We start from the raw sequence: 13,159 nt of genomic DNA, 5'->3' as shown, positions 1-13,159 counted from the left end.
CTTTATAATAGTTCACAAAATGATTGTAGTTTTTCGGATAGGCCAAAAAAATATTGTTTTTAGCGAAAATGTATTTTGAACTTAAATTCCCCTTCGGTAAAAAAAGTTTCTCGGGATTAGAAATCGCCCATACATCGCTGTTTTCGTAAGTTAAACTTCTACCTGTTTTATAGCGAATATTGGTCGATGTTTCTCGGTCGCCAACCACTTTACTTGGTTTTTTCACATAAATAGTTCCGTGATCAGTGGTAATAACGAGCTTGAAACCATTTTCGGCGGCTTGTTTAATGATTTTGAGTAAAGATGAATTTTCAAACCAATTGTAAGTTAAAGATCTGAAAGTTTTATCATCTCTAATCAATTGATTGACGATAACATTATCGGTTTTTGCATGAGACAAAATATCAATAAAATTATATACAATTACCAATAAATCATTGGTTTTGTGTTGATTAAAATCATCTAAAATTTTGCGCTCAAAATCTGAATTTAAAATTTTCAGATATTTCATACTTTTTCCAGACAAACCGAGACGCTTCATTTGATCTTCTAAAAAATCGCGTTCGTGCTCGTTTTTGTTGCCATCTTCATTATCGTTAATCCAATATTGTGGGAATCTTTTTTCAATTTCAGAGGGCATTAATCCTGCAAAGAAAGCGTTTCTTGCATACTGTGTTGCGGTTGGCAAAATACTGTAATAATAATCTTCAGAAGTTTTATTGTAAAATTTTGTGAAAAGAGGTTCGATGACTTTCCATTGATCGTACCGAAGATTATCAATCATTAATAATAAAACCTTTTCTTTTTCTACTTCTGGTTTTACTTTATCTTTAAATAAAGTGTGGCTCATCATCGGTTTGTCTGATGAATTCAACCAATGTTCATAATTGTTTTCAATGAATTTAGAAAACTGAATATTGGCTTCTTCCTTTTGTGATTGTAGTAAATCTGAAAACTCGTTGTCGAAAACTTTATCGAATTTGATTTCCCAATTCAGAATTTTTTTATAGTATTCTGCCCATTCTTGATAGGTTTTCAAATAAGAAAGTTCCATTGAGAGATTGCGAAATTCCTGCTGGTATTCTAGAATGGTTTTTTGTTCGATTAAGGTTTCCTCTTGCAAATTCTTTTTTAATGAAAGTAAAATCTGATTCGGATTTACTGGTTTCAAAATGTAATCAGCAATCTGTGAACCGATGGCTTGTTCCATGATCAGTTCTTCTTCATTCTTCGTCACCATCACGATTTTAATGGCAGAATCGATATTTTTAATCATAGGAATTGCTTCCAAACCAGAAATCCCTGGCATATTTTCGTCGAGTAAAGCCAATTGAAAATTTTCTTTTTCAATCATTTCTAAGGCCTCGTTCACGTTGTTTACAGGGGAAACTTGGTATCCTTTGTTTTCTAAAAATACAATATGCGGTTTTAGTAAATCTACTTCATCATCTATCCAAATGAGTTTTGCCATATAATAATTTCAATGTTTATAATAATAATTTCAATGTTTTCGAACATTTGTTTAACACACCAAAAATACGACCAAACAATGCCAAATTTACTTTAAGTACACGTTAAAGTTGCGTTAATTATTTGCCTATTTGGGTGTGTTTTGAAGTTCGTTCCAAAATTTCAGTTTGAATTTTATTAGAAAAATAATCTTAAATCAGAAAACGAGGACAGATGTTTCTGTTAAATAAGTCACTTGACTGACTTAATTTATATAAAATAAGTCGTTTTTGAATCGGATTAAAATTTATTTTTCAAATAATTTATTTGTGTTTTGGATATTTGTTTTTACCTTTGTGTTAAATTCTAAGATTCATGCGAATTTTTACAGAACAAACTCTGAAACAGTTTATTGAAAAACATTTGGAAGCCAAAACCGCTGTTCAGGAATGGGTAAGTATAGTGAAAAAAAGTGATTGGACGTGTTTTGCAGATATTAAAAAAACATTCGACAGTGTAAATTATATCGGAAATCAACGTTATGTTTTCAATATTAAAGGAAATGATTTTAGATTGGTGGCAGTGGTGAAATTTACTCCGAAATTTATTTTTATCCGTTTCATTGGAAATCATAAAGAATACGACAAAATAAAGGATATTAAAACCATTTAAAATGACTAAAATAGAAACCGAAATACAATATAATTGGGCAGTTGAAAGAGTAGAAGAACTGCTTCCTTTGGTAGATGAAACTACTCCAGAAACCGATAGGAACTACATTGAACTTAATTTGTTGTCTAATTTAGTTGCCGATTATTCGGAAATTCATTTTGCAATCGGAGAACCGAAATTGCAAGATGTTTTGCAACTTCGGATGTACGAATTGGGATTAACGCAAAAACGAATGTCGGAACTTTTGGAAGTCAGCCAATCTCGAATCAGTGAATATCTTACAGGAAAAAGCGAACCAACTTTAAAAACTGGGCGCATCATCAGCAAAAGGCTTAATATAGATCCTGCCATTGTTCTTGGGGTATAATTTTTATTAATTTTCAATCACAATTCATGACCAATAAATTCAAAATCATCAACGATCCGGTGCACGGATTTATCAGTATTCCTCACGAAATTCTTTTTGATGTCATCGAACATCCGTATTTTCAAAGATTACGCCGAATCTCACAAACGGGGCTTTTAAATTTAATTTTTCCGGGAGCAACACATACAAGGTTTCATCATGCTTTGGGCGCAATGCATTTGATGTTTACCGCTTTGGAAACCTTAAGATTAAAAGGTGTTGAAATTTCAAAAGAAGAAGAAAAATCAGCAATGTTGGCGATTTTATTGCACGATGTTGGTCATGGTCCATTTTCTCATGCTTTAGAAAATATGTTGATGGACGATTGGCATCACGAGAAGCTATCGCTATTGCTGATGAATAAAATGAATGAAGAATTCAACGGCGAACTTTCGATGGCGATAGAAATGTTTCAAGGGAAATATAATCGAAAATTTTTCAATCAATTAATTTCTTCACAATTAGACGTTGATCGTTTGGATTATTTGAAACGAGACAGCTTCTACACCGGAGTTTCCGAAGGGAATGTAAATACCCAACGAATCATTTCGATGATGAATGTTTCCGATGACGAATTGGTAATCGATGCAAAAGGAATTTACTCCATCGAAAATTTTCTAACTGCGCGAATGTTTATGTACTGGCAGGTGTATTATCATAAGACTTCTGCTTTGGCAGAATATCTTTTGGTGAAAATTTTGGGTCGTGCTAAATTTTTGGTTTCTCAAGGAAAGCAGCTTCCAGCTTCAGAAAACTTGGCTTATTTTCTCTACAAAAATGAATTTCAGAAAGCAACTGAAGAAGACATTCAACGTTTTACAGAACTCGATGATAACGATGTGATTCAGGCGATAAAATTCTGGACAAAAAATGAAGATGTTGTTTTATCTTATTTATGCAATTGTGTTATTCAGAGAAAATTTCCGAAAACATTGATTTCGTCAAAGCCTTTTGAAGGTGAATTTATAGATGATAAAATCGCTAAAACGAATCTTTTTTTTGGGGAAGGTATTGGTTTGGAATTGGTGGATCAAATCTCTAGAAATCTTTTGCCATATAATGAAGAAGACCAACCAATTTATTTACTACAAAAGAATGGGGAGAAAATTACGCTAGACCATTCTGAGAATCAAATTCTTTCTTCCTTTATCAATCAATTGAATACCAAGTATATTTTATCATTTCCTCGAGAAATTTAAAGCAATTTTTTGTCACCTAAATGATTTGCAATATTTGGGAATTTATTATCTTTGCAGGATATGGAATTTACCGCATCGCAGATTGCAAATTTTATTAACGGACGAATCATTGGGGATGAGCACGCGCTAATCACGGGAGTATCACCTATAGAAAGTGGAGAAGAGGGTCATCTTTCCTTCGTCGCGCAAGAAAGATTTGCAGAGCATATTGATCAATCGAAATGCTCGGTTCTAATTGTTTCCGAGAAACTTTTATCCGAAAAATCTTATCAACCCACTATTATTGCTGTAGAAGATGCTTATCTAGCATTTCAGGTTTTAATGAATCTGTATCAAGAAATGCAGGGACGTAAATCTGGAATTGAAGATGGAGCGGTTTTTCATGAATCAGCTTCAGTAGGAGAAAATGTATATGTAGGTGCTTTTACTTGTGTTTCTGAAAAAGTGAAAATTGGAGATGGTTCCCAAATTTACCCACAAGTATTTATCGGTAAAAATGTGAAGATCGGTAAAAATTGTGTCTTATATAGTGGAGTTCGAGTTTACGATTATTGCGTAATCGGAGATAACTGTATCATTCATTCTAATACCGTAATCGGTTCAGATGGTTTCGGATTTCAACCAACCAAAGATGGTTACCAGAAAATTCCACAACTAGGAAACGTTATTTTAGAAGATCATGTGGAAATTGGTTCCAACTGTAGTATTGACCGAGGAACAATCGGATCAACAATTATTGGAAAAGGAACCAAAATCGATAACTTAATCCAAATTGCTCATAATGTGAAAATTGGTCAGAACAATGTAATTGCCGCACAAGCAGGAATTGCCGGTTCTACCATAATTGGTGATTGGAATCAAATCGGCGGTCAAGTCGGTATTGTAGGGCATATCCAAATCGGTAATCAAGTAAAAATACAAGCACAAAGTGGTGTGAATTCTAGCACCAAAGACGGTGAAACGCTGTACGGCTCACCTGCCATCAATGCAAGTGAATACCGTAGAAATTATGTGCATTTCAGAAATTTTACCGATATTGTTAAACGAATAAATAATCTTGAGAATAACTCAAAAGATAATACTAATGAGTGATAAACAAAAAACATTAAACGAAGAGATTTCTCTCTCCGGAATAGGACTGCATACTGGTCGTGAAGTAACCCTTACCATGAAACCTGCGAAAGAAAATACAGGTTTCGTTTTTGTAAGAACAGATTTGGAAGGGCATCCTCATATTGAAGCAGACGTTAATTACGTGACGACTACTGAAAGAGGAACAACTCTGGAGAAATTGGGAGTCAGAATCCATACTTGCGAACATTTACTTGCTGCTTTGGTAGGTTGTGATATCGATAATGCCATCTTAGAAATGGATAGTGCAGAACCTCCTATTTTAGATGGTTCTTCTAAATTTTTCGTAGAAGCAATCGAGAAAGCAGGAATCGTAGAACAAAGTGCAGCCAGAGAATATCTGGTTGTAAAAGAAGTATTAAGTTTCAGCGATCCTGCAACTGGTTCAGAAATTACAATTATTCCATCTGACACCTATGAAGTAACGACGATGGTTGATTTCGGGACTAAAGTATTAGGAACTCAAAATGCAACTTTAAAAGATATTTCGGAATTCAAAACTGAAATTTCCTCCGCACGTACTTTTAGTTTTCTACACGAATTAGAAATGCTTTTAGATGCCGGATTAATCAAAGGTGGTGATATTTCTAACGCCATCGTTTATGTTGATAAAGAATTAACACCCGATACCGCAGATAAACTAAAAAAGGCTTTTGGTAAAGATGAGGTTTCTATTCGTCCGAATGGTATTTTAGATAATCTTACTTTGAATTATCCAAATGAAGCGGCACGTCATAAATTACTCGATGTAATTGGCGATTTGGCTTTGGTTGGTGTTAAAATTAAAGGAAAAGTTATTGCAAATAAACCCGGACATTTTGTAAATACCCAGTTTGCGAAGAAATTAAACAGACAGTGGAAATTACAGAAAAAGAAAAACGTTCCCGATATCGATATTTATAAAGAACCGGTTTACGACATCAATGGAATTATGAAATTGATGCCACACCGACCACCATTTTTATTGATTGATAAAATTTTGGAATTGTCAGACTCTCACGTAGTAGGATTAAAAAATGTAACGATGAACGAACCGTTTTTCGTTGGGCATTTTCCTAAAGAGCCTGTGATGCCAGGAGTTTTACAGGTAGAAGCATTAGCACAAACTGGAGGGATTCTAGTCCTTGCCAGTGTTCCTGATCCAGAAAATTACTCAACTTACTTTATTAAAATAGATAAAGTAAAGTTTAAGAAAAAAGTAGTTCCCGGAGATACGATGGTATTTAAAATAGAATTGATTTCACCGATTAGAAGAGGTATTGTTCACATGCAGGGTTACGGCTATGTTGGGGACAGTGTTGTGGTTGAAGCAGAACTAATGGCGCAAGTGGCCAAAAATAAACTCGACTAAATGATTCATCAATTAGCAGCCGTTGATAAACGAGCGAAAATTAGTAAAAACGTTACCATAGAACCATTTACCACGATTGCAGGTGATGTGAAAATAGGCGAAGGTACTTGGATTGGTTCCAATGTAACTATTATGGATGGTGCAAGAATCGGAAAAAACTGTAGAATTTTTCCGGGTACTGTTATTTCAGCAATCCCTCAAGATTTAAAATTTGATGGTGAAGATACCCAAGTAATCATCGGTGACGGAACTACAATCAGAGAATGTGTCACCGTAAATCGCGGAACAAAAGCCCTAGGTTATACCAAAATTGGTAAGGAATGTCTTATCATGGCGACTTCTCATATTGCTCACGATTGTATTCTTGGCGATCATGTCATCATTGTTAATGGTTGTGGAATTGCAGGTCACGTAGAAATTGGTGACTATACGGTGATGGGCGGTCTTTCTGCGGTACATCAGTTTGGTAAAATTGGCAAACACGTCATGATTTCCGGAGGAACATTAGTAAGAAAAGACATTCCTCCTTATGTAAAAGTCGCTCGTGAACCAATGACTTATGCAGGAATAAATTCCGTAGGTCTTAGAAGAAGAGGCTTTACCAATGATAAAATTTTTGAAATCCAAAAAATTTATCGCGCTGTTTTTCAAATGAAAATGAATGTTTCTCAAGCTGCAACTTATATTGAAAAAGAAATGCTACCAACCGCCGAACGCGACGAGATTCTAGAGTTCATTAGGAACTCGCCAAGAGGAATCGTAAAAGGATATGGCTCTGGTAAAGAATAAGGTAAATCAAAAATCCCAAATGATTTCATAAAAATAGGTTGAAATCCTATGATAATACTATAATTACAACAAAAATAAATGGCAACAAGCAACGATATTAAAAAAGGAATGTGTATCGAATTCAGTAATGATATATTCAAAATTATTGATTTTTTACACGTAAAACCAGGGAAAGGTCCAGCTTTCGTAAGAACAAAAATGAAGTCGGTTACCAATGGTAAAGTATTGGATAATACTTTTTCTGCAGGTCACAAAATCGATGAGGTTAAAGTGATTACCAGAAAATTCCAATATCTATATGAAGATGATAACGGATATCACTTTATGAATAATGAAGATTTCTCGCAAATCTATCTTGACAAAGAAATGATTGAAAACGCTCAGTTTATGAAAGCAGGTGAAGAAGTTACCATCATTTTGAAAGATAGCGATGAATCTCCACTTTCAGCTGAAATTCCACCAACGGTTTATTTAGAAGTTGTTGAAGCAGATCCAGGCGTAAAAGGAAATACCGCAACTAACGCTTTGAAAAATGCAATCGTAGAAACAGGTGCTAGAGTAATGGTTCCTTTGTTCATCGAAGCTGGTGATAAAATTAAAGTAAATACAGAAGACGGATCTTACTTAGAAAGAGTAAAATAATTTAGCAAAATATATCGATGATTTTTACAAAACCACAAACCCTCAAAACAATCTCAGAAATTATTGGCGCTAAAATGATCGGCGACGAAAATTTTCCGGTTCTAGGCACCAATGAAATTCATAGGGTTAAAAGTGGTGAAATCGTATTTGTAAATCATCCAAAATATTACGACAAAGCACTCAATTCTGCTGCGACTATTATTTTGATTGATAAAGAAGTTGATTGTCCACCGGGAAAAGCATTGTTGGTTTCTGATGATCCTTTCCGAGATTTTAATAAAATAAATACCCACTTCACAAAGATTACCAATTTCGGCGAAACCCTTCACGAATTAGAAGTAGGAGACGGAACGCAGATTCACTCCTCTGTAGTTATTGGTAATAATGTGAAAATCGGAAATAATTGTATCATTTTCCCCAATGTAGTAATTGGTGATCGCACGGAAATTGGTGATAATGTGATCATTCAATCCAATACGGTTTTGGGTGGAGATGCCTTTTATTACAGAAAACTAAATGGAAACTTCGACCGTTTGATTTCAGTCGGAAATGTCATCATTGAAAATAATGTTGAAATTGGAAATAATTGTACCATCGATCGTGGAGTTACCGATTCTACAGTGATTGGTGAAGGTTCTGTTTTAGACAATCTTATTCAAGTTGGTCATGATACATTAATCGGAAAAAGAGTGCTGATTGCCTCACATGCTGCCATCGCTGGGTGTTGTGTTATAGAAGACGAAGTTATGGTTTGGGGACAGGTCGGAATAGCGTCGGGAAATCGTGTCGGAAAGGGAGCCGTGCTTTTAGGTAAAACAGGGGTAAATAAAGATTTAGCCGGTGGGAAAACCTATTTCGGTCAGCTTGCAGAAGAGTTTAGAGACTATCTAAGAAAAGAAGTTAAAGTGAAAAATATGAAATAGCAATATTTCAAAAAATTAATATTTAATAAGTATTTTTGCAATACTTATTAATAGATACCAATAAATTTAAAATAAAATAAAAAATGTCAGTATTAGTAAACAAAGATTCTAAAGTAATCGTACAAGGATTTACCGGAAATGAAGGAACTTTCCACGCAGGTCAAATGATCGAATACGGAACAAATGTAGTAGGTGGAGTAACTCCAGGAAAAGGTGGTTCTGAGCATTTAGGAAAACCAGTTTTCAATACCGTTGCTGATGCAGTGGAAAAAGCTGGAGCAAATGTTTCTATTATTTTCGTTCCGCCAGCATTTGCTGCAGATGCGATTATGGAAGCTGCCGATGCAGGAATCAAAGTAATCGTTTGTATTACTGAAGGAATCCCTGTTGAAGATATGGTAAAAGTGAAAGCTTATATCGCTGATAGAGAGACTCGTTTAATCGGTCCAAACTGCCCAGGAATTATTACTTCTGATGAAGCAAAAATTGGTATTATGCCAGGTTTCGTTTTCAAAAAAGGAAAAGTAGGAATCGTATCTAAATCAGGAACTTTAACTTATGAAGCTGCTGATCAAGTAGTAAAAGCAGGTTACGGAGTTTCTACCGCAATCGGAATCGGTGGCGATCCAATTATCGGAACGACAACCAAAGAAGCTTTGGAATTATTCATCAACGATCCAGAAACCGAAGCGGTTGTAATGATTGGTGAAATCGGTGGAAACTTAGAAGCTGAAGCGGCAAGATGGTACAAAGCAAGCGGTTCTACAAAACCAGTTGTTGGATTTATCGCAGGACAAACTGCTCCTAAAGGGAGAACAATGGGTCATGCAGGTGCAATTGTAGGTGGTGATGATGATACTGCTCAAGCGAAAATGGCAATCATGAGAGAAAACGGAATCAACGTGGTAGATTCCCCAGCGGAAATCGGTGCTACTGTTGCCAAAGTTCTAGGATAAAATTATAAATAAAAAGCAAAATATTAATGAGTTAAATACATGTCGATTCGAACATTGAAGAGAAAGTCTGACAAGTTCTATGTGTTTGATTAAGTTCTATTTTCAATAATCAAAAAATTCCATCAATTAATTTTGATGGAATTTTTTATCTTAAAAATTATCGATTTTTCTTGGTATTAACTTCTAATCCATTTCCAAAGTTCTTTTACAGATGCTTTATTTCCGTACATCAAAATCCCAACACGATAGACTTTTGCAGCGATATAAATCATTAATAAAGTTGAAACTAAAAGTAATGAAGCTGAAAGTATAATTTGCCAAACCGGTACTCCAAAAGGAATTCTGGCAATCATTGCAACAGGTGAAGTAAAAGGAATCATCGATAACCAAAATCCGAGTGGACCTTCCGGATTATTCATAATCGTAAAACTTCCATACATTCCAACCATCAATGGAATAATCGCAAACATGGTAAACTGTTGGGTTTCGGTTTCATTATCAACTGCAGAACCGATTGCCGCATACATCGAACTGTAAAAAATATAACCCAGTAAAAAGAACACGATAAATACGCCAATAATGAGCGCAACATTCATGTCTAAAAGAATATGTGAAACCTCTCCTGCGATTTGCTGAAAGTCGAATTTCTGAATCATTTCGGTGGATTGTTCACCACCTGGAATTTGATTTTTTAGCGCAGAAAATCCCGTGTTTAGAAATAATGCACCGATGACAGACATCGTTATCCAAATGCAGAATTGCGTTAAAGCAACCAAAGTTACCCCTAGAATTTTTCCCATCATCAACTCAAATGGTTTCACCGAAGAAATAATGATTTCTACCACGCGATTGTTTTTTTCCTCCAAAACACTGCGCATCACCCGAACGCCGTAAATAATGATAAACATGAAAACTGCGTACATCAAAACCATTGCTAATCCAGATTTTACTCCGAAAGATAAATCGTTGTCAGAACTTTTATTGTCTACAACGTTCTGAGTGTTAAGCTCAAAATTTTCATCCAGATTTTTCATTTGATTTTCTGAAATACCCAGTGATTTAATCTTCTCTGTCCGTATGATTTTAGCTAAGTCTGATGCTACTTTTGTTTTGGTATCAAAGCCGATTTTTTTGTTGATGAGTAATTTGGAGTCTTTTTGTAAAGCATCGTAATTTTGATCTTTCAATTCAGGAATAATCAGTAAACCTTCAATACCATCCATATCTTTCAAGGTTGCGACTAAAGATTTCTCATTTACCGCAGGTACAAAAACATATTTAATTTGATTGGTACTTTTAAGGTTTCCTACAAAAAGTCCACTTTTATCAACGACATTAAAGGTACTTGTGCTTTCATTTGCTTTAAACATAAAGGCAATCAGAAGACCGAAACCAATCATCAAAATCGGACCGAGAAGCGTGAAAATGACAAAAGATTTTTTCTTTACCTGCGTGAGATATTCTCTTTTGGTGATGAGAAATATATTTTTCATATAAATTTTTATACGTTAGAAATTTAGAAATTAGAATTGAAAAAAATGAGAACAATCAACTACTTTACAGCATTGATGAACACCTCATTCATACTCGGAATTTTCTCGTCGAACGAGCGAATTTTCCCTACTTTCATCAATTCGTTCAGCAGAATATTTTGGTCGTTATCGTTTTTTAAATCGAATGAAACCAAATGATTTTCAGTGGAATAATCGTTGATTTCAAATTGATTTTTAAAGATTTCAAATTTTTCTTCATTCACATCAGAAAGCGTTATTCCAAAAATATTTTTCTTGAATTGTTCGCGAACATCAAAAACTTTCCCGTCCAGAATTTTCTTTGCATGATCGATTAATGCTACATAATCGCACATTTCTTCCACACTTTCCATTCGGTGAGTCGAGAGGATAATCGTGGTTCCGTTGTTCTTTAATTTCAGAATTTGGTCTTTAATTAAATTCGCATTCACCGGATCAAAACCCGAGAAAGGTTCGTCTAAAATCAGCAATTTCGGGCGGTGCAAAACCGTTACTACAAACTGTATTTTCTGCGCCATTCCTTTGGAAAGTTCGCTCAGTTTTTTCTTCCACCATTGGTCGATTTCCAATTGTTCGAACCAATATTTTGCTTGGGAAAGTGCGTCGCTTTTGCTCATGCCTTTCAGTTCTCCAAAATATAAAAGCTGGTCGCCAACCGTCATGTTTTTATACAAACCGCGTTCTTCCGGCATATAACCAATTTGTCGAATATGCTCAGGATTTAGCTTTTGATTATTGATAAAAACTTCGCCAGAATCGGCTTGCGTAATTTGGTTGATGATTCTAATGAAAGTAGTTTTTCCAGCGCCATTTGGACCCAAAAGTCCATAAATACTGGCTTCGGGAGCATCAATGGAAAAATTTTCGAGTGCCAGTTTTTTCCCGGCGTTGTAGGTTTTGGTAACGTTTTCAGCTTTCAGCATCGAAATGATTTTATAGATTAGTCCTTTAAAAGAGGGAAAAGTTACGGAAAATTTGACTTTATTTTATGCTCTTCAAAAAGACTTTCCGATTTACGAAATGAGCTCTTCAAAAACCGTCATATTTTCTTGTTCCAAAATAAACCTTCTTTAAATTACTTTAAAAGAAATTAGTTTTCTTTCTCTCATTTCGTGATCGCAGGTATCAAATAATCCTGCACGATTTTATCAACCTGTTTATGTCCATAAGGCGTGTTGTATGCTGTTGCAGTAACAACAATCACAAGAGGTTGGTCTTTGAAAATGATTATTTTATTGCCACCATTTCCGCTGCAATAATATACTTCATAATCTTTACCATCAATAGTATAGGTTTTGTTCCAAAATAAATAACCATAATATTCACCTTCTGATATGGTCATTTGTTTGGATAAACTTTTTTCTACCCATTCTTTCGTTAGAATTTGTTTGCCATTCCACGTGCCTTTGTTTTTATATAGCTGTCCGTATTTTGCGAAGTCTAATGAGCGCAATTGTATTCCACCAGCGGTATTTGCTACTTTTTGAGGCGTAAACTGCCATTTGTAATTGGTGATTCCGAGTGGCTGAAATAATTTTTTATCAGCATATTTTGCTAAACCATTTGGAACCGATTGATGAACAATATCGCCCAAAACAACAACTCCAGCGGTGAAATAATCCCATCTTTTTTCTGCAAATTTTGTTTTATCAATAGGAAGATTTAAAGTGAATTCAACCCAATTTTTTGTGGGATACATATTTTCTTCGTTTCCTGGTGATTCAGAATTAATGTCAGAACCGTCAAAAGGAGAACTCATTGTCAATAAGCTTTTTAAAGTAATGCTTTCTTTTTCAGGGGAATAATTTTTAAAGTTTTTAAGATGGTAAAATTCACCTAAAGTTTGATTTTCACTTTTTATAAAATGGTCTTGAACAGCAAGTCCTAAAAGAGTAGAAGCGAAAGATTTTCCCACAGATCGCATATCATGAAGGGATTTTCTATTTGCTCCGTTAAAATATTCTTCCATTAAAAGTTTGCCGTCTTTAATGATGACAATACTTGTGATATCTTTATAGGTTTTGGATGCTATTTTTCTGTTGAGTTCTTCAATTTTTGAAATATCAATTTTATCTGTTGAAATTTCCCAGTCTTTAAGAGGTTTTATGG

At 34.8% G+C, this 13,159-nt stretch carries 13 protein-coding genes; 9 read left to right on the top strand and 4 right to left on the bottom strand.

All coding sequences use genetic code 11. From position 1 onward, the window contains the following. Positions 1-1,471 (bottom strand): PglZ domain-containing protein (locus WBY99_RS00770; RefSeq protein ID WP_423974445.1); only part of this gene is annotated, 1,471 nt, incomplete at its 3' end. A 353-nt stretch (positions 1,472-1,824) separates the two neighbouring features. Between WBY99_RS00770 and WBY99_RS00765 the strand changes: the two genes are divergently transcribed. From WBY99_RS00765 to sucD, 9 genes are all read left to right on the top strand, one after another. Beyond that, positions 1,825-2,121, top strand: coding sequence for a type II toxin-antitoxin system HigB family toxin (locus WBY99_RS00765; protein ID WP_423974444.1), 297 nt, complete (start codon positions 1,825-1,827; stop codon positions 2,119-2,121). Between the two features lies 1 nt (position 2,122). Further along, positions 2,123-2,488: a helix-turn-helix domain-containing protein gene (locus tag WBY99_RS00760; protein ID WP_423974443.1), complete on the top strand. Its 366-nt coding sequence runs from the start codon at positions 2,123-2,125 to the stop codon at positions 2,486-2,488. A gap of 26 nt (positions 2,489-2,514) precedes the next feature. Next, positions 2,515-3,726: an HD domain-containing protein gene (locus WBY99_RS00755; protein WP_423974442.1), complete on the top strand. Its 1,212-nt coding sequence runs from the start codon at positions 2,515-2,517 to the stop codon at positions 3,724-3,726. A 60-nt stretch (positions 3,727-3,786) separates the two neighbouring features. After that, positions 3,787-4,818 carry a UDP-3-O-(3-hydroxymyristoyl)glucosamine N-acyltransferase gene (gene lpxD / locus WBY99_RS00750; protein ID WP_423974441.1) on the top strand — a complete coding sequence of 344 codons (1,032 nt, stop codon included), beginning with the start codon at positions 3,787-3,789 and terminating at the stop codon, positions 4,816-4,818. Further along, a complete protein-coding gene (locus WBY99_RS00745; RefSeq protein ID WP_423974440.1) occupies positions 4,811-6,208 on the top strand; it encodes a bifunctional UDP-3-O-[3-hydroxymyristoyl] N-acetylglucosamine deacetylase/3-hydroxyacyl-ACP dehydratase in 1,398 nt (465 codons plus the stop codon). Before lpxD ends, WBY99_RS00745 begins: the two co-directional genes overlap by 8 nt. Next, positions 6,209-6,997: an acyl-ACP--UDP-N-acetylglucosamine O-acyltransferase gene (gene lpxA, locus WBY99_RS00740; protein ID WP_423974439.1), complete on the top strand. Its 789-nt coding sequence runs from the start codon at positions 6,209-6,211 to the stop codon at positions 6,995-6,997. It abuts the gene before it with no gap. A 78-nt stretch (positions 6,998-7,075) separates the two neighbouring features. Then, positions 7,076-7,639 carry an elongation factor P gene (efp, locus tag WBY99_RS00735; protein ID WP_423974438.1) on the top strand — a complete coding sequence of 188 codons (564 nt, stop codon included), beginning with the start codon at positions 7,076-7,078 and terminating at the stop codon, positions 7,637-7,639. A 17-nt stretch (positions 7,640-7,656) separates the two neighbouring features. After that, a complete protein-coding gene (locus tag WBY99_RS00730; RefSeq protein ID WP_423974437.1) occupies positions 7,657-8,562 on the top strand; it encodes an LpxD N-terminal domain-containing protein in 906 nt (301 codons plus the stop codon). A gap of 83 nt (positions 8,563-8,645) precedes the next feature. Next, positions 8,646-9,518: a succinate--CoA ligase subunit alpha gene (gene sucD, locus WBY99_RS00725; RefSeq protein WP_423974436.1), complete on the top strand. Its 873-nt coding sequence runs from the start codon at positions 8,646-8,648 to the stop codon at positions 9,516-9,518. Positions 9,519-9,694: 176 nt separating this feature from the next. Here the strand turns inward: sucD and WBY99_RS00720 are convergent, their stop codons facing one another. The 3 genes from WBY99_RS00720 to WBY99_RS00710 all read right to left on the bottom strand — a co-directional run. Continuing rightward, on the bottom strand, positions 9,695-11,011 hold the full coding sequence (locus WBY99_RS00720) for an ABC transporter permease (RefSeq protein ID WP_423974435.1): 1,317 nt from the start codon (positions 11,009-11,011) through the stop codon (positions 9,695-9,697). Positions 11,012-11,070: 59 nt separating this feature from the next. Beyond that, entirely contained in the window at positions 11,071-11,973 is a 903-nt protein-coding gene (locus tag WBY99_RS00715) for an ABC transporter ATP-binding protein (RefSeq protein ID WP_423974434.1), read from the bottom strand. 182 nt (positions 11,974-12,155) lie between these two features. Beyond that, on the bottom strand, positions 12,156-13,159 hold a 1,004-nt coding region (locus tag WBY99_RS00710; protein WP_423974433.1), incomplete at its 5' end, for a serine hydrolase domain-containing protein.

Origin of the sequence: Kaistella sp., from assembly GCF_049588135.1 — a bacterium.
Classification (GTDB): Bacteria; Bacteroidota; Bacteroidia; order Flavobacteriales; family Weeksellaceae; genus Kaistella.
The sequence above is the reverse complement of the archived record's forward strand: the minus strand, read 5'-3'. Positions and strand labels throughout refer to the sequence as shown.